Source organism: Pelagerythrobacter marinus (assembly GCF_009827515.1).
Classification (GTDB): domain Bacteria; phylum Pseudomonadota; class Alphaproteobacteria; order Sphingomonadales; family Sphingomonadaceae; genus Pelagerythrobacter; species Pelagerythrobacter marinus.
The window spans coordinates 248,693-268,031 of record NZ_WTYO01000002.1 but is presented as its reverse complement, the minus strand read 5'-3'; the positions used below and the strand labels follow the sequence as shown (position 1 = coordinate 268,031).

20 protein-coding genes and 1 tRNA gene are annotated in these 19,339 nt (G+C 67.1%); 14 read left to right on the top strand and 7 right to left on the bottom strand.

What is annotated here, in order from left to right:
- Positions 1-201 precede the first annotated feature (201 nt).
- Entirely contained in the window at positions 202-1,911 is a 1,710-nt protein-coding gene (locus tag GRI72_RS05140) for a putative bifunctional diguanylate cyclase/phosphodiesterase (RefSeq protein WP_160732862.1), read from the top strand.
- A 66-nt stretch (positions 1,912-1,977) separates the two neighbouring features.
- Positions 1,978-2,634 (top strand): response regulator transcription factor, encoded by a 657-nt coding sequence (locus GRI72_RS14900; RefSeq protein WP_337191137.1) that lies wholly within the window; start codon positions 1,978-1,980, stop codon positions 2,632-2,634.
- On the opposite strand, the gene GRI72_RS05130 is transcribed toward GRI72_RS14900, so the two are convergent.
- The 4 genes from GRI72_RS05130 to GRI72_RS05115 form a co-directional block, all read right to left on the bottom strand.
- Positions 2,579-4,813, bottom strand: coding sequence for a PAS domain S-box protein (locus GRI72_RS05130; RefSeq protein ID WP_160732861.1), 2,235 nt, complete (start codon positions 4,811-4,813; stop codon positions 2,579-2,581). The two genes, GRI72_RS14900 and GRI72_RS05130, sit on opposite strands and share 56 nt — an antisense overlap.
- 24 nt (positions 4,814-4,837) lie before the next feature.
- Complete coding sequence (locus tag GRI72_RS05125; RefSeq protein WP_160732860.1) at positions 4,838-5,356, bottom strand: PilZ domain-containing protein; 519 nt, start codon at positions 5,354-5,356, stop codon at positions 4,838-4,840.
- 46 nt (positions 5,357-5,402) lie between these two features.
- Positions 5,403-5,594 carry a hypothetical protein gene (locus GRI72_RS05120; RefSeq protein ID WP_160732859.1) on the bottom strand — a complete coding sequence of 64 codons (192 nt, stop codon included), beginning with the start codon at positions 5,592-5,594 and terminating at the stop codon, positions 5,403-5,405.
- Positions 5,595-5,770: 176 nt separating this feature from the next.
- Entirely contained in the window at positions 5,771-6,259 is a 489-nt protein-coding gene (locus GRI72_RS05115) for a DUF2938 family protein (RefSeq protein ID WP_160732858.1), read from the bottom strand.
- A gap of 88 nt (positions 6,260-6,347) precedes the next feature.
- Here GRI72_RS05115 and GRI72_RS05110 point away from each other — a divergent pair, with 88 nt between their 5' ends.
- Complete coding sequence (locus tag GRI72_RS05110) at positions 6,348-6,773, top strand: helix-turn-helix domain-containing protein (RefSeq protein ID WP_160732857.1); 426 nt, start codon at positions 6,348-6,350, stop codon at positions 6,771-6,773.
- 203 nt (positions 6,774-6,976) lie between these two features.
- Here GRI72_RS05110 and GRI72_RS05105 read toward each other — a convergent pair whose 3' ends face one another.
- Positions 6,977-7,486, bottom strand: a complete 510-nt coding sequence (locus GRI72_RS05105) for a hypothetical protein (RefSeq protein ID WP_160732856.1) — start codon at positions 7,484-7,486, stop codon at positions 6,977-6,979.
- 674 nt (positions 7,487-8,160) lie between these two features.
- Here GRI72_RS05105 and GRI72_RS05100 point away from each other — a divergent pair.
- The gene (locus GRI72_RS05100; protein ID WP_160732855.1) at positions 8,161-8,475 is read left to right on the top strand and encodes a hypothetical protein; all 315 of its coding nucleotides are present in this window, start codon (positions 8,161-8,163) and stop codon (positions 8,473-8,475) included.
- A 434-nt stretch (positions 8,476-8,909) separates the two neighbouring features.
- Here the strand turns inward: GRI72_RS05100 and GRI72_RS05095 are convergent.
- A tRNA-Ser gene (locus GRI72_RS05095) sits at positions 8,910-8,999 on the bottom strand.
- A 135-nt stretch (positions 9,000-9,134) separates the two neighbouring features.
- On the opposite strand from GRI72_RS05095, the gene GRI72_RS05090 reads away from it, so the two are divergent.
- From GRI72_RS05090 to mazG, 10 genes are read left to right on the top strand one after another with little or no spacing between them, the layout of a single operon-like run.
- Positions 9,135-10,154: a lytic murein transglycosylase gene (locus GRI72_RS05090; protein WP_160732854.1), complete on the top strand. Its 1,020-nt coding sequence runs from the start codon at positions 9,135-9,137 to the stop codon at positions 10,152-10,154.
- Positions 10,138-11,133: an SPOR domain-containing protein gene (locus GRI72_RS05085; protein WP_160732853.1), complete on the top strand. Its 996-nt coding sequence runs from the start codon at positions 10,138-10,140 to the stop codon at positions 11,131-11,133. The genes GRI72_RS05090 and GRI72_RS05085 overlap by 17 nt, the downstream gene beginning before the upstream one ends.
- Before the next feature lie 34 nt (positions 11,134-11,167).
- Positions 11,168-12,331, top strand: a complete 1,164-nt coding sequence (locus GRI72_RS05080) for a D-alanyl-D-alanine carboxypeptidase family protein (protein ID WP_160732852.1) — start codon at positions 11,168-11,170, stop codon at positions 12,329-12,331.
- Positions 12,328-12,966 carry a dTMP kinase gene (tmk, locus tag GRI72_RS05075; protein WP_160732851.1) on the top strand — a complete coding sequence of 213 codons (639 nt, stop codon included), beginning with the start codon at positions 12,328-12,330 and terminating at the stop codon, positions 12,964-12,966. Before GRI72_RS05080 ends, tmk begins: the two co-directional genes overlap by 4 nt.
- The gene (locus tag GRI72_RS05070) at positions 12,963-13,937 is read left to right on the top strand and encodes a DNA polymerase III subunit (RefSeq protein WP_160732850.1); all 975 of its coding nucleotides are present in this window, start codon (positions 12,963-12,965) and stop codon (positions 13,935-13,937) included. Before tmk ends, GRI72_RS05070 begins: the two co-directional genes overlap by 4 nt.
- Positions 13,930-15,498 carry a methionine--tRNA ligase gene (metG, locus tag GRI72_RS05065; protein WP_160732849.1) on the top strand — a complete coding sequence of 523 codons (1,569 nt, stop codon included), beginning with the start codon at positions 13,930-13,932 and terminating at the stop codon, positions 15,496-15,498. The genes GRI72_RS05070 and metG overlap by 8 nt, the downstream gene beginning before the upstream one ends.
- Positions 15,498-16,274 carry a TatD family hydrolase gene (locus tag GRI72_RS05060; protein WP_160732848.1) on the top strand — a complete coding sequence of 259 codons (777 nt, stop codon included), beginning with the start codon at positions 15,498-15,500 and terminating at the stop codon, positions 16,272-16,274. The genes metG and GRI72_RS05060 overlap by 1 nt, the downstream gene beginning before the upstream one ends.
- Positions 16,271-17,038, top strand: coding sequence for an MBL fold metallo-hydrolase (locus tag GRI72_RS05055; protein ID WP_160732847.1), 768 nt, complete (start codon positions 16,271-16,273; stop codon positions 17,036-17,038). Before GRI72_RS05060 ends, GRI72_RS05055 begins: the two co-directional genes overlap by 4 nt.
- Positions 17,035-17,205: a hypothetical protein gene (locus GRI72_RS14555; protein ID WP_202389002.1), complete on the top strand. Its 171-nt coding sequence runs from the start codon at positions 17,035-17,037 to the stop codon at positions 17,203-17,205. Before GRI72_RS05055 ends, GRI72_RS14555 begins: the two co-directional genes overlap by 4 nt.
- A 55-nt stretch (positions 17,206-17,260) precedes the next feature.
- The gene (mazG, locus tag GRI72_RS05050; protein WP_160732846.1) at positions 17,261-18,034 is read left to right on the top strand and encodes a nucleoside triphosphate pyrophosphohydrolase; all 774 of its coding nucleotides are present in this window, start codon (positions 17,261-17,263) and stop codon (positions 18,032-18,034) included.
- Here the strand turns inward: mazG and hflX are convergent.
- Entirely contained in the window at positions 18,031-19,335 is a 1,305-nt protein-coding gene (gene hflX, locus GRI72_RS05045) for a GTPase HflX (RefSeq protein ID WP_160733224.1), read from the bottom strand. The genes mazG and hflX overlap by 4 nt on opposite strands.
- Positions 19,336-19,339: the final 4 nt, after the last annotated feature.

The window sequence follows — 19,339 nt, the reverse complement described above, 5'->3', positions numbered from 1 at the left end:
TCCGGCGCGCGCAATGGCCCGCCGCGCGCGCGACGGGCAGAACCGTTCCGGGCAGGGGCAGCGGCAGGGGCAGGGGCCAACATGTCTCGGCCCCCGAACGCCTCCAGCCATCAAATGTAAAGCGTAGTACTACGGCACGGGGCTTAACCCGCACCCGACCCCCGCGCCCTATGGAGGGCCGTGGAGGGTGGGTAACTTGCAATGTTTCAAAGCCTTGAAGCCGATTCGATCGAAGATCTGAACCGGATCATCGACGTCATTCCCAATCCGGTCATCGTGAAGAACCGCGATCACCGGATCGTGCTGCTGAACGAGAGCGCATGCCGGTTCTTCGGCCATTCGCGCGAGGTCGTTCTGGCCTTCACCGATTACGACCTCTTCCCCGATGCCGAGGTCGCGGTGTTCCATGCCGCGGACGACCGCGTCTTCGCGACCGGAGAGCTCGACGAGATCGAGGAACGGATAACCGATGCACGCGGTCGCACGCGCACGGTCGTGACGCGCAAGCAGCGGGTCCGCATCCGCGGCGAGGACCACGTCGTCGCGGTGATTACCGACGTCACCGCCTATCGCGAGGCGGAAGCGCGCAGCCGCTACCTCGCCTTTCACGACGCGCTGACCGGCCTGCCCAACCGCACCCTGCTGAACGAACGGCTCGACCAGATATTGCTGCGGGCGCCGCGCCGCCCCGAACCCGGTGCGCTGATCTACATCGACCTCGACCGCTTCAAGGAAGTGAACGACACTTACGGCCACCAGGCCGGCGACGAGCTGGTCCGGCAGTTCGCCCAGCGGATCGGCGGGCTCGTCCGCGCTTCCGACACCGCCGCCCGGCTGGGGGGTGACGAGTTCGCCATCCTCCTCCACGGCGCAGACCCGGGCTTCAGCCCTGCCGAAGTCTGCCGCCGGATCCTCCTCGCCGCCGAACGGCCTTTCGCGCTGGACGAGGGGCAGGCCTACGTCAGCGCCTCGATCGGGCTGGTCGAATGGAGCGAACCCGTGATCGGCCGGACCGAGCTGCACCAGCGCGCGGACATGGCGCTGTACCAGGCGAAACGCGACGGGCGGGCCTGTTTCCGGGTGTTCAACGCGGCGCTCGATGCGCGGATGCGGCGCCGGCGCAGGCTCGAGGTGGACCTGCGGGCCGCGCTCGCGGCGGGCACGGGCCTCGAACTCGCCTATCAGCCGCTGTTCGCGACCCAGGGCGAACAGCTGGTCGCGTTCGAGGCGCTGGTGCGATGGCAGCATCCCGAGATGGGGTATCTCCAGCCGGCCGACTTCCTCGACGTGGCCGAGGAAAGCGGGCTGATCGTCCCGCTGGGCGAATGGGTGCTGGAAGAAGCCTGCACCAGCCTTCGGGCCACGCCCGACATCTCGCTGGCGGTGAACCTCTCGCCCGCCGAACTGGGCAGCGAACAGTGCGTGCCGCGCATCCTGGCGGTGCTGGAACGGACGGGCTTCGACCCGGCGCGCCTGCAACTGGAAGTGACCGAGCACACGATCCTCGACCTGCGGCTGGCGGTCGAGCGGCTGCGCGCCTTGAGGGATGCCGGCATCAAGATCGTGCTCGACGATTTCGGCACCGGCTATTCCAGCCTTTCGCACCTCCAGCGGCTGGCGATCGACAAGGTCAAGATCGACCGCTCCTTCGTGCAGGATTTCCTCAACTTCGACGAATCGCGGGCCATTGTCCGGGCGATCGCGCGGCTCGGCCGTTCGCTGGGTGTCTCGGTTACCGCCGAGGGGGTCGAAACCGAGGAACAGCGCACGTTCCTGCGGCGCCTCGGGTGCGAAGAATTGCAGGGATTCCTGCTTTCGCGACCGTTGAGCACGTCCGATGCGATAGCACTGCTGCAATGTCGCTCCGAACAATCCGCGTCAATTGGCGGCCTGTCCGCCGCACCGTCTTAGGAACATTTTTACCACTCCGCCCATTCTCTCGAAGACCGATAGTAGAGAGAGGACGGTGAGTTTGGCGTGACTGGCAGAGCCGAGCGAGCCTATATTGTCGACGACGACGCCGGGATGCGCCGGTCGTTGCGGTTCGTTCTGGTATCGGCCGGCTACGACGCCCGCCCCTTTCTCTCCGGCGAGGACCTCCTCGACGAACTGCCCCACCTCCAGCCGGGGATCGTGCTGCTCGATGTCAGGATGCCCGGGATGGACGGGCTGGAAGTCCTCGCCCGCCTGCACGAGGATGCGAAACGCTTTCCCGTTATCGTGATGACGGGCCACGGCGACGTGCCCACCGCGGTCAAGGCGATGAAGCTGGGCGCCGCGGACTTCCTGGAAAAACCTTTCGTGGACGATGCCCTGCTGCAGGCGCTTGCTCACGTCCGGCAGCGGCTGGCCGCGGACGAGGCCTACGAACGGCGCCGGGCCGAGGCGGAACGCACGGTCGCCGAACTGACGGTGCGCGAGCGCGAGGTCCTGCAAGGCATTGCGGCCGGCTATGCGAACCGGCAGATCGCCGAAACGCTGGGGCTGAGCGTGCGGACGGTCGAATCCTACCGCGCCGACATGACCGAGAAAGTGGGAACGACCGCGGTCGCCGACCTCGTCCGGCTCGCGCTGCTCGTCAACCTGCCTCCGCTGGAGGGGGAGGAGAGTCCGCCGGCGCGGCAGGAACGGTAAAGGCGAAGACCGCGCCGCGCCCTGGCGCGGGTTCGGCCCAGATCCGCCCGCCGTGCGCCTCCACGATCGTCCGGCAGATCGAAAGACCCACGCCCAGGCCGCCCGCCTTGGTCGAAGCGAAGGCCGAGAACAGCCGATCGCTCATTTCCGGGGCAATGCCGCGGCCGGTATCGGAAACGCGCAGGCAGACGTCGCGGCCCGTGCGCTCGGCCTCGATCGTGATCGCTTTCTCGGCGCAGCCGCGCATGGCATCGGCGCTGTTGCGGATCAGGTTGAACAGGACCTGCTGTAACTGCACGGGGTCGGCCAGGACCTCCATATCGGGCGGGACGGCAACCGTCAGCGCCACGTCGGCCGCCTGTGACAGGGCAAGCCGCGCGGCTTCCCGGACCGGCTCCGCCAGGCGGACGGGCCGGGTTTCGGCGCTGCCGTGTTCGACCAGTCGCCGCAGCCGCCGAATGATCTCGCCCGCGCGGGTCACCTCGGCGTGCGCCTGGTCGATGCCGGACTGCACGGCCGCGAGGTCCGGCTCGCCCCCGGCCATGATCCGCCCCAGCCCGAGCAGGTAATTGCCCGCGGCGGCGAGCGGCTGGTTGATCTCGTGCGCCAGCGTCGATCCCATTGCTTCCATCGCGCTGACGCGCGAGATCTGGACCAGCTGCGCCTGCAGGCGATTGATCCGTTCCTGCGCCTCGATCCGGGGGGTGATGTCGCAGATCGCCCCGATCATCCGCGTCGGCGTGCCGTCGTCGTCGCGTACCAGGTATCCCCGGTCGAACACGATCCCGTGCGACCCGTCGGCCCGCCGGAACCGGTACTGGCGTTCCCAGCGCTGGTCGCCGCTTTCCAGGAAGCGCAGGATGCCGTTCACCACGTCCTCGCGATCGTCGGGATGGATGCGATCGCTCCACCAGTCGAGCGAATTGCCGGGTTTCTCGCCGGTCAGCGAGGCGGAGGAACTGCTCCATTCGATCGTCCCGCGCCGCAGGTCCCACTCCCAGATGGCGTCTTCGGTGGCGAGGGCGGCGAGGCGGAAACGCTCCTCGCTTTCGCGCAGGGCGGCCTCGCTCTTCACCCGCTCGGATATGTCGCGCGATATCGCGATGATCCCGCGGATCTCGCCGTCCCGCTGCCAGGGCACCTTGATCGTCTGGAACGTGCGCGTGCCTTCCGGCGCTGGGAACCGCTCTTCCACCACCAGCCGTTTTCCGCTGGAGATCACTTCGTCGTCCTCGGCCCGGAACCTGCCGGCTTCCTCTGGGAAACGGTCTCCTTCGTGTTCGCCGGGCATCACGCCGAATTGCGATCGCATGCGCTCGTTCGTCAGCACGAACCTGCCCTCGGTGTTCTTGACGAAGATCAGGTCCTCGGCGCTGTCCACCACCGATTGCAGGAGCGTGCGCGTCTCTTCCGCGCGCTGCTGCGCCTCCATTTCCTCGGTGATCTCGCGCGCGACCACGATCGTCGCCGGCTCCTCGGCTTCGCAGTAACGGACGAAGGACACCGCGACCGAACACCAGATCACCTCGCCATCGGGCCGGATATAGCGCTTCTTGATGTAGAAAGGCGTTTCCGTTTCCCGGTGCTTTGCCAGGATCGCCGCGCTCCACGGGATGTCGTCGGGATGGGTGAAGGCCTCCATCGGCAGGCCGTCCAGCTCCTCGCGCGTGCGGCCGAGAATCCGACAGAACTGTTCGTTGATCACGACCAGCCGGTGATCTTCGGCATAGTGCATGATGCCGACCCTGGCGTAGCTGAGCACGGTGTCGAGCTCGTTGTAACGCTGCAGCAGCGCCTCCGAGGCGCGCTTGCGCTTGGTCGTGTTGCGGAAGAACACCACGATCATGTCGTGAAACGGCACCGCGTGCACTTCGTACCAGGCGTCGAGCGGGTCGGGGTAATAGGCTTCGAACGTCTCGCTTACCCGGTTCTTCGCGACCCGGCGATAGACTTCCTCGAACGTCGAACCGGCGGTGTCGGGGAAAGAGGTCCAGATGGTCTTGCCCAGCAGGTCCTGGGTATCGAGCTCGTCCTGGGATCGCTCGTTGAAATAGATGAACCGCCAGTCGCGATCGAGCACCAGGACGCAATCGGTCGTCGCCTCGAACAGCGCGATCGGCAGCGCCCCGGCCGCCGTGCCCGTGGTATCGATTCTTCCGGAAAGTGCCGATCCGGCCATGAAGCAGCGATCCCTGCGAGGAAGCTATGGGGCAAGGTGCGCCGTTACGACCCGCATCGGAACGGCCACCATCTCGAACAGGGCAATAGCGAGGAACCCGCACATGACAATCGCGAAGGTCAGCGTCGAAAGCCACTGGAACAACCGCGCGAGATAGCGATGCGGCAGGGCGGCCGGGCGGCTTCGGCCGCTGCGGCGACCGCGCCGCAGCAAGGCATGGCGGATGAAACGGTCGCACCGGCGATCCCTTGCCACGAGGGCGGCCTTGGCCACCGGGTGCGTGCCGACCATGCCGAAACGGCCGTTCTTGCGCCAGATGACGCGGCCCTCCGTCGCGACGGGGCCGACGCGGATGATCACCGCCGCGCCCACCGGCGGGGGAATGGCGGTTTCCACCATCATCCCTTTCGACGACACGTTGCGCACGCAGGCGAGGCGCTTGCCGCCGCGATCGTGCAAGGTCGCGGGCAGGGCGACCGCGGACCGCGGCTCGCGCGCCCTGGGGGTGCCGGGGCGGGTACGGGGCCGCGACAATGCGTTCATCGCGGCCCCGTGTGCGGCCCGGCCGGGGTCAGCCGGGCGCACGGCTTCATGCCTCGGTCGACGCATTCGCCGGGCCGAGCGTGGCCAACAGCGTCGATCCTTGCCAAAGCTCGCCGGCAAGCTCGGTCGTCACCGCCTCGCCGTAAGCTTCGGCGCTGTGCAGGTCGCCGCTGATGAACTCGATCGATGCGAGCTTGCGCCCGCGTTTCGGATCCTTGAAGACCAGTTTGTATTTCAATGTTTTTCCACCCTCCGTGCTCGGCTCTGTTCGAGCTCTTCGCGCCAGCCCGGGTGAAGAGAGTGACTCTTGCGCCCACCTCCCGATCCCCCCTGCCGGCCTAGCCAAAGCGATCTTTCCGGAAGGCGAAGCTGAAAACCGTAGTCCTACGGTCAAACAGGCAGCGCCCCCGCCTTTCAGGGGAGGAGGGGCCTGGCGAGCACCGCGCCGAGATAGAGCCCACCCCCGAACACGAGGTGCGATGCAACGCTTTTCGCACGGGCCACGGCAGGGCGCGGCGCGCGCGACGCCGCCATGCCGAGGCCGAGCGCAGGCTGGAGCACGAGGAACGGCGCAGCGACCGTCGCGACGCCGAAGGCGAGGGCGGCCACCGGCGAGGGCGCGCGCGCCCATTCCCGCCCTGCCGCGGCCAGGAGCAACGCGGCGAACGCCACGCCGATCGCATAGTGGAGCAGCCAGCCCACCTGCCGCTCGCCACGGCGGGCAGGGGCCTTCGCGATCCCGTCGTGCACGAACCTGCCGGCCGGCATGGCCAGCACCCAGCGACCGACAAGGGCATAGTCCAGCGGGACCAGGCCGAGCAGATGCCTCGCCCCCAGGGCCCAGAGATCCATGACGAGCGTGGCGGTAACGCCCACCACCAGAATCCACGCGAACTCGGCCATTGTCTGCTCCTCAGGCCCGGTCGCCCTGGCTTGCGGGCGACGATTCGCCTAAGGAATGCCACTTCAAGCCGGCTTGAGGTAAAGGGCAATGCGACCACCCGACATAGCCGAGGTCGCCCGGCACTCGGGCGTCCCGGCATCCACGCTGCGGTACTACGAGGAAAAGGGCGTCATCGAATCGATTGGGCGCCGGGGCGCGCGGCGGATATTCGGGCCCGGGATCTACCAGCAGCTGGCGCTGGTCGCGCTGGGGCAGGCGGGCGGCTTCTCGCTCGACGAGATCGCGGAAATGTTCGCCCCCGACGGCCGCCCGCGGATCGAGAGGGCGAAAGTGGAAGCCAGGGCGCGCGAGCTCGAACGGACCATTCGCCGGCTCCAGGCAACGCGCAAGGCCCTGCTCCACGTCGCCGCCTGCCCGGCGCCGAGCCACATGGAGTGCCCGTCCTTCACCCGAATGCTGAAGATTGCCGCCGCCGGCCGCCTGAAGAGCGAGCGGCGATCGCGTGGCCGCTAGCTCTCACCGCCGCGCCGACCGCCGGTTCCGTCGGCTATGTGGCGCCAGAGCCGCTGCGCGACCGGCCGGACAGATTTCGCCCAGCACGAGGCGCAAGTGGACCAGCGTGGGACCGGCGACACCGCTGGCTCGCGCCGAGGCGGGGCGCCTGTCGTCCACGACATGCCCGGCGATCGAATGGAGCGCAAATTCAGCCGGACAGACTAACGGCGCCGGCACTCCCGCGTCAGGTCATCCACCATGGCGCGGGTGAGGGTCGAGAGATCAATCGCCATTTCGGCGAAGTAGCGCGTGCTGGACCCTTCTCTGGTCCTGACCTTGACCTCGAGGGGAACGTCTCTCGCCCGGGCCCGCCCTATCAACCTTCTTATCATGCGGTTGAAGTAAGGAAACGCTGTGGCAACGCCGGTGTCGCTCGTGTCACGATCGAAGAGTGTACCGGAAACCTTGCCGTCGATAAAGAACTGGACTTCGACCTCGCCCCCCTTCCTCAGGGGGATGGAGCCGCGCTTTGTTATGACGACGAAATCGAAGGAGCCGTATTTCGGCCTCACTGCACTGCAGACCACGCCAAAGGCCATTTCCCCGTTCTCTGCCATCATGAACGGGTGTTTTCCGCGGTCGTTCCACTCGAGCGGAACAGCCTTTTCTGCTTGGGCGGGCGCGCTGCCCGCCAAGGCTGCGGCGGCTAGACCATAGAGCCAGGATCTCACGTACTTTCCTCCCTGTCTGGATCCGGGAGCATAGCTGGAATCTGCCTGAGTTCCACCCGTCCCCAGCGCACATTGTGCCAGCTACGGCTTCTCCGAATGCAGCGATGCGGCAGACGACGCGCGTATGCGACCGCTTACGGTCCAGGCTGGTTTCTCTTCCCTATGTTCCCGCATTTTCTCGATCGGGCGACGATGGAGCGACAGGACAGTGAGGAACGATCTCGGCAGGCAAGCCCGGTGAAACACCGGCTTCTTCCGGAAGCCATCGCAATGCTAGCCGCAGGGGATAAAGCGGTTCCTCTACGATGGCGATGCGCTGATCTGGTTTGAGGGAAGCGCGGCTACCGCCGCTGCTCGTCGCTATCTGCATGGCGATGCGCGTGGCTCGATCGTGGCGGTGACCAATTACCAGGGCACCTCGATTGCCACCAACAGCTACGATGAGTACGGCATCCTCGACAATGCCAGCATCAACAGCAACGACATCGGGGCCAAGGGCCGGGAATGACTATTCCAAAGTGTCGTCTCAAACTGCCGGCACTCTTGAGGATGGACGAAAAGTTGAAATACATGGCTATCGAAACGAGGTCACCGGCGCACTGTTTGATGAAAAGATAAAGCTCCGAGGCAGGCCAAAGTTTTGATTATTTATATATTACAATAAATGGTCAGTTATGTCTATAAACGAGGATAAAATTGTTTCAGCGAAGCGCTCTTTGATTAATGCATTGAGTCGTAGTCCAGAAAATGGGCTGGAACTTTATCAGATATCCCGCGATATCATCTCTAGTGCAATTGGCGCTCGCATCGATTACACCCATGCTAGCTTCAATTCTATCGTTGGTATTGAGAGCGAGTTATCCAGCGACAATGGCGCTGGGCTCGAAGTCCAAGATGTCTTATTCCAAAAATACGCGATCTCTCTTCAGAGAGCCCAATCCGCAATACTTGAACTTCTCAAGAAAAATGGATTTGAAAATAGAGAATAAGTTGGCCTGAGCTCTGCCCGAGAGCGCCGGCCTTATAAGTTGCTCGTTTGCCGAAAGAGGTCGGCTCATTGCATGCGCAACGTCATCTCCGCCCATGCCAGCCCAGTGGGCAGATGGTATTTGTAATGGTAGTGCTCTGCCACCTGAAAACTGGACCATTCGCAGTTAGAGTTCTCCACCGTAGATATCCTTGGCTGGGGAGGGGTGATGTCATGCACCATCAGGATGGCCACGCCCAAACAACTAAATCGGGAGCTCCAGAGAATTATAACATAGGTGTGTTCGCGAATCCCGAAGCACCGATATTTTAGATCGGCGGCTATCACGCGGTCGATTCATCGACAGAACGAACAACAGAAGTGGGGCCCACAATGGGACCGATGCTCATGCTAGTTGATATTCGTAAATTTAATCAATGGATTAAGCCATAATAGTGGCGGACAGGGTGGGATTCGAACCCACGGTGGGCGTGAACCCACGGCGGTTTTCAAGACCGCTGCCTTAAACCACTCGGCCACCTGTCCGCGTTCCCCGCAGCTAGCGTCTGGCGCGCCGCTTGTCATCAGGGCAGCGCGCGCCGGGCCTTCGATCCGGCGCCGGACTGGCCGCAACCGTCGAAAACCGTTTGCGGTTCTCGGCCGAACTGCCAGACTGGCCGCATGACCATACGGACCTTGAGCTTCCTTCTCGCCGCCATCGCCGCCGTCCTGACCCCGCCGCCCGCCGCGGCGCAGGACATGTCGTTCGATGCCTATCTGCAGCTCCTGATCGCCCGTGCGCGGGCCGAAGGGGTCAGCGAGCCGACGATCCAGCGGATGACCCGCGGTCTGGAACCCAGCCAGCGCGTGATCGAACTTGACCGCGCGCAGCCGGGCACGCCGACGCGCAGCGGCTATCCCCGGCTGGCGCCCTATATCGCGCGCCATGTCGATGCGGCGCGGATAAACGGGGGGCGAAGCGCCCATGCCTCCTCGCTCGGGACGATCCGCGCGATCGAGCGCGAATATGGCGTCCCGGGCGAGATCCTGGTCGCGATCTGGGGGCACGAGACGGCCTATGGCCGGGTGACCGGCGGGTTCGACCTGGCGCAGGCGCTCGCGACGCTGGCCTGGGAGGGGCGCCGGCGGGAGCTGTTCTCGGCCGAGTTCGTCGATCTGCTCAAGGTCGCCGACAAGGGCTTTTCCCGCTCGCAGCTCAAGGGCAGTTGGGCCGGGGCCTTCGGCAACCCGCAGTTCCTGCCGAGCGTCTACCTGCGCCTCGCGACCGACGGCGATGCCGACGGGCGGGCCGACATCTTCGGCAACAGCGCGGACACGCTGGCTTCGATCGCCAACTATTTCCGCGACGCGGGCTGGCGGCAGGGGCAGCCGTGGGGCGTGCGCGCCTCGGTTCCGGGCGGGTTCGACTGGAGCGCGGTCGAAAGCCGCATAGTGTCGCCGGTGTGCCACCGCGTGCACGAACGCCACAGCCAGTGGCGCACGGTGGGCGAATGGCGCGCGCTCGGCGTCCAGCCTCAGCGGCCGCTGGCCGAGGACGTGATGGCCTCGCTCTTCCAGCCCGACGGGCCGGGAACGCCGGCCTGGCTCTTAACCACAAATTATAGGGTCATCCTCGAATACAACTGCTCGAACTACTACGCGATGAGTGTGGGGTTGCTTGCAGATGAGATTGCCCGATGATCGTTCAGGCGCGCCGCTCGCGCTGGCGCTAGGCCTGGCCCTGGCCGGCTGCGGCGTTGTCGGCGGCGGCGAACGCCCTGCCGCCACGGCCGCCGCGAACCCGGCCGATGTGGCCAACGGCCCGGCGGCCGACTATCCCGTCGTCCTGGGGGAGCCGTTTACCATCGAGGGGGTCGAACATGTCCCTTCCGATGCGCTCAACCACGACGAGGTCGGCTTCGCGACCGTCGATCGCGAGGCGCAGGCAGGCGTCACCGTCGCCCACAAGACGCTGCCCCTGCCGAGCTATGTCGAGATCACCGCGCTCGATACCGGGCGGACGATCCTCGCACGGGTGGAGCGTCGCGGACCGATGACCAACGCGCGCGTCGTGGCCCTCTCGCCCGATGCCGCGCAGCAGCTCGGGGCTGGGGAGGGTGCTGCCGTGCGCGTGCGGCGGGTCAACCCGCCCGAGGTCCAGCGCGCCGAACTGCGCGCCGGCCGGACCGCGCCCCTGCGGATGGACACGCCGGAAACGCTGCTCGGCGTACTGCGGCGAAAGCTGCCGGCCGCAGGCTCGGCAAGCCTGGCCGACGCGCGCAAGGCGCCGGTGCCGTCCGGCGTTCGCCCTGCCGCGCCGGTTGCCGGCGTCGAAGCGACCCGTACGCCAGCGCGATCGAGCGCCCCTGCCGCCGCCGCTGCGGGTGCCCCTGCCGGTTATGCCCTCGCGCCGCTCGACGGGGCACCCGCGACGCGGCCGGAAGAGGCATCGCCGCCGGCCGCGGCAGTGCAGGGCGGTCTCGTCGTGCAGGCCGCCGCCTTTGCCAACCGGGCCAATGCCGATCGCGCGGCCAGGGCGCTGGGCGGCTTCGTCTCGCGCGCCGGGCGGTTCTACCGTGTACGAACCGGGCCGTTCGCGACGCGCGCCCAGGCGGAAGCCGCGCTCGCCAAGGTCCGCGCTGCCGGTTATAGCGACGCGAAAATCTTCTCAGCAGGTTGAACCGCCGGCTTTCGCCCGGCGGGCGGGAGCGCAATTGACCAGGTATCTTCGACATCTCGCCGTCTTGCCGGCGCTCGCCCTCGCCACCGCTTCGCCCGGCGCGGAGGTGGCGCCGGCGGCAAGCGACGAACCTTTCGCCGAGGCGCCGATCGCACTCCTGCTCGATATGTCGTCCGGCCAGGTCCTGTTCGCGCGCGACGCCGACCGGCGGTTCATGCCCGCTTCCATCACCAAGGTCATGACGCTGTTCCTCGCGTTCGAGATGATCGAGGAAGGCAAGCTTTCGCCCGGCCAGTCCTTCGCGATGAGCGAGCAGGCCCACCGCGACTGGTATGGCCGCGGCTCGCGCATGTTCCTCGAACTGGGCGAAGCGGTGACGGTGGAGACGCTGCTGCTGGGCATCGCCAACGTCTCGGCCAACGACGCCTCGGCCGTTCTCGCCGAGGGGGCGGCCGGATCGGTGGAAGACTGGGTCTCGCTGATGAACGCCAAGGCGCGCGAGATCGGCATGGACGATACCCATTTCGGAACGCCGAACGGTTGGATGGACGAAGGGCGCACGTTCACCACCGCCCACGACCTCGCGCTGCTGGCGCGCGAGATGATCTCGCGTCATCCGCAGCTCTACCGCTATTATCTCGGGCGCGAAGGGCTCGCTCACCGGGGCATCGCACAGGCGAACCACGACCCGATCCGCGGCAAGGTGGAGGGGGCAGACGGGATCAAGACCGGCTTTACCAACCAGGCCGGGTTCGGCTTCCTCGGCAGTGCCGAGCGCGACGGGCGGCGGCTGGTCATGGTCGCGGCGGGGGCCGGTTCCAGTCGCGAGCGGGCGAAAGTCTCGATCGCGCTGATGGAATGGGGTTTTGCCGCGTTCGATACCCGCAACCTCTATGACGCGGGGGCCCATGTCGGCCACGCGCTCGTCCAGGAAGGGGCGCAGCGCACCGTCCCGCTGGTTGCGGCGGCGCCGATCAAGGCGACTTTCCCCAGGGGCGCGGCCGGCACCCCGACCCTGACGATCCGCTACGAGGGGCCGCTCCAGGCGCCGCTCGAAGCCGGCGAGCCCGTGGCCGAGCTCGAAATCGCGCTGGGCGACGCGCCACCCTCGCGCGTTCCTTTGCTCACCGGCGCGGCCGTGCCGCAGGCGAACGAATGGCAGCGGCTGCTCAACGGCCTGGCGAGCCTGTTCCAGTGACGCGGGGCCGCTTCATCGCCTTCGAAGGGGGGGAGGGGACCGGCAAGTCCACCCAGGCCCGGCGCCTCGCCGAATCGCTCGCCGCGCGCGGGATAGACGCCGTGCTGACGCGCGAGCCCGGCGGCACTGTGGGAGCCGAGGCGATCCGCAGTCTCCTGCTATCCCCGCCGGGGGAAGGCTGGGACGCGCCGGCCGAGGCTCTGCTGTTCGCAGCGGCCCGGGCCGACCACGTGGCGCGCCTGATCCGCCCCGCGCTCGCGGCTGGGCAGTGGGTCGTGTGCGATCGCTTCGTCGATTCGAGCCGTGCCTACCAGGGCGGGGCAGGGGGCATCGGCGACGAGGCCGTGCAGCAACTTCACGCGATCGGCAGCGGCGGCCTGCGGCCCGACCTGACGCTGCTGATCGAGGTGCCGGCCGAGGTGGCGGCGGAGCGGATCGCCCGGCGCGACGGTTCGCGCACCGACGCGATCGGGGGGCGCGATGCCGATTACCATGCCCGCGTGGCCGATGCCTTCCGCGCCATCGCGGGCCAGGCCCGCTCCGTCCGGGCGATCGACGGCAATGCCCCGGCCGACGAAGTGCACGACCGCGTGCTGCGCGCGATCGAACCGCTGGTGGAGGATAGCGGCCGATGAGCCTGCTCGGGCACGAGAACGCGTGGCGACAGTGGCGCGAGGCCCTTCGCGGGCAGCGCATGCACCACGCTTGGCTGCTTGCGGGGAAGCGCGGGCTGGGCAAGATGACCTTTGCCCTGGCGGCCGCGCGCGAACTGTGCGGTGCCGACGCCGGCGATCCCGCCCCGCATCCCGACATCCACGTCCTGACCCGCCAGCCCAAGGACGACAAGGAAGAACGCAAGCGCGACGAAGGCAAGCCGTTCGAAACCCGGCGCAACATCGCCGTCGCGCAGATCCGTGCCATGCAGCAGCGCCTGACGACCCGCCCGACGATGGGCGCGCGCCGGGCAGTGATCATCGACCCGGCCGACGACCTTGAGCCGAGCGCGTCGAACGCCCTGCTGAAAAGCCTGGAGGAGCCCCCTGCCGGGACATATTTCCTCCTCGTCGCGCACCGGCCGGCAAAGCTCCTGCCGACGATCCGTTCGCGCTGTCGGCTCCTGCGCTTCGCTCCGCTGGACGATGACGCGCTCGACCGGTGGCTGGCGTCGGAGGCGCCGGAAGCGGACGCGGCGACCCGTGAAGCCGCCGTGCGCGCCTCGGGCGGATCGCCGGGGCTGGCGCTCGATTTCCTCCAGCGCGACCTCGGTCCGCTCGACACGCTGATGGCGCGGATCGTGCGCGAAGGCGACCCGGGCTTTACCTTGCGCGGCCAGCTGGCCGAGGCGGTGGGGGCACGCCCGGACCGCGAGAGGATCGCCGCGATCCTCGACCTCGCGCGCTCGGTGCTGGCTACCGAGATGAATCGGGCCGGCGAAATCGACCGTGGGCGGCGCGTAGGCTGGGCTGCCCTGGTCGATGCCCATTCGCGGCTGGTCCAGCTCGCGGGGCAGGCGCCGACCTACAACTTCGACCCCGGACTGCTGGTGATGGAAATCGGCACCTTGCTCGCCTCCGCGGCGCCCGCTAGCGAGCGGGCCGATGTCTGAACCATTCTATATCACCACCGCGATCAACTATCCCAACGGTCGCCCGCATATCGGCCATGCCTACGAGGCGGTGGCCGCCGACGTCGTCGCGCGCTTCCAGCGGGCCATGGGGCGCGAGGTGCGCTTCCAGACCGGGACCGACGAGCACGGCCTGAAAATGGCCCGCAAGGCCGCCGAGCAGGGGCGCACCGCACGCGACCTTGCCGACGAAATGTCCGGCTATTTCAAGGAAATGGCCGATACATTGAACATTTCCTACGATCGTTTCATCCGCACGTCCGACAGCGACCACCATCGCGCCAGCCAGGCGATCTGGCGCGCCATGGAGGCCAAGGGCGATCTCTACCTCGACCGGTACGAAGGATGGTACTCGGTTCGCGACGAGGCCTATTACGACGAGAAGGAACTGGTCGCGGGGGAGGGGGGCGAAAAGCTCTCTCCGCAGGGCACGCCGGTCGAATGGACGGTGGAGGAAAGCTGGTTCTTCCGCCTTTCCCGCTACCAGGACCGGATCCTCGAACTGCTGCGCAGCCCCGGTTTCTGCGAGCCCGAAAGCCGCCGCAACGAGATGATCGCCTTCGTTTCCGGCGGGTTGAAAGACCTCTCGGTCAGCCGGACGAGCTTCGACTGGGGCGTTCCCGTGCCGGGCAGCGACGGCCATGTCATGTACGTCTGGGTCGATGCGCTGACCAATTACATCACCGGGCTCGGCTACCCCGACGAGACCGATCTCTGGCGCAAGTTCTGGCCGGCGGACCTGCACCTGATCGGCAAGGACATCGTCCGGTTCCATACCGTGTACTGGCCGGCCTTCCTGATGAGCGCGGACTTGCCGCTGCCGCGGCAGGTCTTCGGCCACGGTTTCCTGCTCAACCGCGGGCAGAAGGAATCGAAGTCGCTCGGCAACGTCACCGATCCGCTCGACCTTGCCGCGCGTTTCGGGGTCGATCCGCTGCGCTATTTCTTCCTTCGCGAGATCGCTTTCGGACAGGATGGCAGCTATTCGGCGGAAGCCATCGTCACCCGCTGCAACGCGGAACTGGCCAACAGTTTCGGCAACCTGGCGCAGCGGACCCTGTCGATGATCTTCAAGAACATGGACGGCCGGCTTGCCGCCTGCGCGCTGGATGCGGCCGACGACGCCCTGCTGGCCACGGTGAAAGAGGCATGCGCGGTCGATCTGCCGCGCGAGTTCGGGCGGCTGGCGTTCTCCGCCGGGCTCGAGGCATGGATGCGGGCCGTTTTCGCCTGCAACCAGTACGTTGACGAACAGGCGCCCTGGGCGCTGCGGAAAACCGACCCGGCGCGGATGGAAGCCGTGCTGATGACCCTGCTGCGCTGCGTCCGCGACCTGGCGATCGCCGTGCGCCCGGTCGTGCCGGGCGCGGCGGACGCCCTTCTCGACCAGGTTGGGGCTGCACGCGAAGAGCGCGATTTCGCGGCGATCGGGAACGAGGCGTGGTTCGCCGCGCTGGTGGAAAGCGGGTTCGCGATCGCAAAGCCGGTCGGCGTGTTCCCGCGCCTGGAACTGCCCGAGGGCCCGGAAAGCGACGCTGCCTGATGCTGATCGATAGCCACTGCCACCTCGAATACGACGGCCTGGCCGAACGCCAGGGAGAAGTCCTCGCGCGGGCGCGCGGGGCGGGGGTGGCCGGGTTCCTCAACATCTCGACCCGCCGCAGCGAATGGGATCGCGTGGTCGGCACCGCGCGGCGCGAAGGGGATGTCTGGGCCAGCGTCGGCATTCACCCGCACGAGGCCGACGGCCACCACGACATGGGCGCTGCCGAACTGCGCGAGGCGGCCGAAGGCGCGCGCGTGATCGGGATCGGCGAAACCGGCCTCGATTACTATTACGACAAGTCCGACCGGGCGGTGCAGCAGGACCTGTTCCGAATGCATATCGGCGTGGCGCGGGAAACCGGCCTGCCGGTCATCATCCACACCCGCGATGCAGAGGCCGATACCGCGGCGATCCTTGCCGACGAGATGGCGCGCGGGGCCTTCCCGGCGCTGATCCACTGTTTCACCGCGTCGCGCGACTTCGCCCGGACGGTGCTGGACCTCGGCCTCTCAATCTCCCTGTCGGGTATCGTGACCTTCAAGAACGCGGCTGAACTACAGGAAATCGCGAAGGAATTGCCGCGCGACCGGCTTCTGGTCGAAACCGACAGCCCGTTTCTCGCCCCGGTCCCGCATCGCGGCAAGCCGTGCGAGCCGGCCTTCGTGCGGGACACGGCGCAATTCGTGGCCGACCTGCGCGGCGAGACTCTGGAGGAACTGGGCGAGGCGACGACGGCGAACTTCTTCCTCCTGTTCTCGCGAGCGGCGGCATGAAGTGCATCGTCCTCGGTTCGGGGACATCGACCGGCGTTCCGCGGATCGGCGACGACTGGGGCGACTGCGATCCGGACGAGCCGCGCAACCGCCGCACGCGGGTTTCCATCCTGCTCGAAAGCGCGGAAGGCCGCCGGATCCTCGTCGATACCTCGACCGACTTGCGCCAGCAGCTCCTGGCCAACCGGATCGATGCGATCGACGCGGTGTTCTGGACCCACGATCATGCCGATCACTGCCACGGCATCGACGATCTGCGGGTCCTGCGATACGGGCGGGGCGGCTCGATCCCGGGCTACGCCTCCGGCTTTACCGTCGAACGCCTGCGGCGGCGGTTCGACTATGTCTTTGCCGGGCAGCACGGTTACCCGACGATCGTTTCGCTCGAGTCGCTCGATCGCCTGAGGCTCTGCGCCGGCTTCGCCGTCAACTGGTGCCAGATGCCGCACGGGCCGGCGCAATCGACCGGTTTCCGGTTCGAATGCGACGGAAAATCAGTCGCCTATGCGACGGATTTCAGCGAGATCCGCGACGAGATGGTCGACACCTTCTACGGCGTGGACCTTCTCGTCACCGACTGCCTTCGCCGCGAGCCGCATCCGACGCACGCGCACCTGGCCATGGCGCTCGAACTCGCCGAGCGTTGCCGCGCGCGCCAGACCGTTCTGACCCATCTCGACAAGAGCATGGACTATCGCACGCTGGCGCGCGAGATACCGGACGGCGTAATGGTCGGTTACGACGGGCTGGAGGTGAGACTGTGAGCGAGTTCGACGGTGTCAGGCTGGTCGCGCTGGTCGGTTGGCTGATCCTCGCGGCCAGCGCCTTTGCGTCCTACCGGCTCGACTGGAAGAAGGGCCTGCGCCTGGCGCTCGTCTGGATCGCGATCTTCACCGGGGCCGCGCTGCTGTTCGGCCTGTTGCTGCCGTAGCTCCACGCCTGTCCGCCCACCCCGAACTTTACATAATATATATTATCATTTCTAGATGACCCAGCAACTTCACCGCCTCCTCGACATCATGGCCACCCTGCGCGACCCCGCCCGGGGATGCGAATGGGATCGTGCGCAGACGTTCGATACGATCGTTCCGCACACGATCGAGGAAGCCTACGAGGTCGCCGACGCGGTCGAACGCGGCGACCCGGCGGACATTCGCGACGAGCTCGGCGACTTGCTGTTCCAGGTCGTGTTCCAGGCGCGGATCGCCCAGGAAGCCGGCCTCTTCGCGTTCGACGACGTCGCCGCGGCAATCGCCGACAAGCTGGAGGCGCGCCATCCGCACATCTTCGGCGATGCGGACATGCCCGGCGGCATGCGCGAGGAACGCTGGGAAGCGATCAAGGCGCAGGAACGCGCATCGCGCGGGGCGCAGAGCGCGCTCGACGGCGTGGCGGCGGCGCTGCCGGCGCTCTCCCGCGCGGAGAAGCTGCAGAAGCGCGCGGCCCGCGTCGGTTTCGACTGGCCGGACACCGCCGGTCCGCGGGCCAAGGTGGTCGAGGAACTGGACGAGCTCGAACAGGCCACGCCCGAGGAACGGCTCGCCGAAGCGGGCGACCTGCTGTTCGCCGCGGTCAACCTCGTGCGCGCGCACGGCCTCTCGCCCGAAGACGCCTTGCGTGCCGCCAACCGGAAGTTCGAACGCCGTTTCCGCGCTATGGAAGACCTGGCCGAAGGCGGGTTCGAAAGCCTGTCGCTGGAAGAGCAGGAGGAGCTCTGGCAGCGCGTCAAGCGCGGCGAAGCGGCTGGCGAAGGCGACTAGTCCGCGAGGCTTTCGAAGCGGCCGAATTCCTTGGGGGTCAGGCGGACGAGCAACCTGCGTCGTGGCCCCTCGCCGCCTTCGGCCTCGACATCCTCCAGCACCTGGCCGTGGGCGTGGAGCCAGGCGATCTTCTGTCCTTCGCCAGCGTCGAGCACGAACTCGTGCACTTTCGCGCCGGCCGTCAGCAGCCGATCGACCCGGGCAAGAAGCGCATCGACGCCCTCGCCCGTCATGGCCGAGATCGGCACGATCGTATCCTTGCCCTCGGCCGCCTCGCGCAGCCGCTCGCGGTCGGGCTCGGCCAGGAGATCGAGCTTGTTCCACGCCTCGACGATCGGGATCGTGCTTTCGCCCCCCTCCCCTTCGACAAGGCCCAGTTCGCCGAGCACCGCCAGCACTTGCGCCTTCTGCGCGGCGGCGGCCGGGTTCGCCATGTCGCGCACGTGGACGATGACATCGGCGCCGGTCACTTCTTCCAGCGTGGCGCGGAAAGCCGCGACAAGCTGGGTCGGCAGGTCGGAGATGAATCCGACCGTGTCCGACATGATCGCCTTTTCCACGCCCGGCAGCCGGATCGCCCTCATGGTCGGGTCCAGCGTCGCGAAAAGCAGGTCTTCCGCCATGACAGATTCGCCCGTCAAGCGATTGAAAAGGGTGGATTTTCCTGCGTTGGTATAGCCGACCAGCGCGATCACGGGCCAGGGCGCCCCCCCCCGCCGTTCGCGGTGCAGGGCCCGGGTCTTGCGAACCTGCTCAAGTTCCTTGCGGAGGCGTGCCATGCGCTGGCGGATCATCCGCCGGTCCGCCTCGATCTGCGTCTCGCCAGGGCCGCCGAGGAAGCCGAAACCGCCGCGCTGGCGTTCAAGGTGGGTCCACGACCGGACGAGACGGCTCTGCTGGTAATCGAGATGGGCCAGTTCGACCTGGAGGCGCCCTTCCGCCGTCGCCGCCCGCTCGCCGAAGATCTCGAGGATCAGGCCGGTGCGGTCGATCACCTTGCGCCGCAGCGTTTCCTCCAGGTTGCGTTGCTGGATCGGCGATAGCGCGCCATCGACCACGACCAGTTCCGCCTCGTGCTGTTCGCAGGCAATCGCGATGTTTTCCACCTGGCCCGCCCCGAACAGCGTGCCGGGCCGCACCTGGCGCACGGGCACGATCGTCGCATCGGCGACGACGATGCCGATCGCCAGCGCCAGGCCGCATGCCTCCTCAAGCCGCGCCCCGGGATCGAGGTCGTGCTTCTGCCCGCGGATATCGGGGCACACGACGAGGGCCCGCGCCCCGCGCGAGACCTCGCCCAGGAGG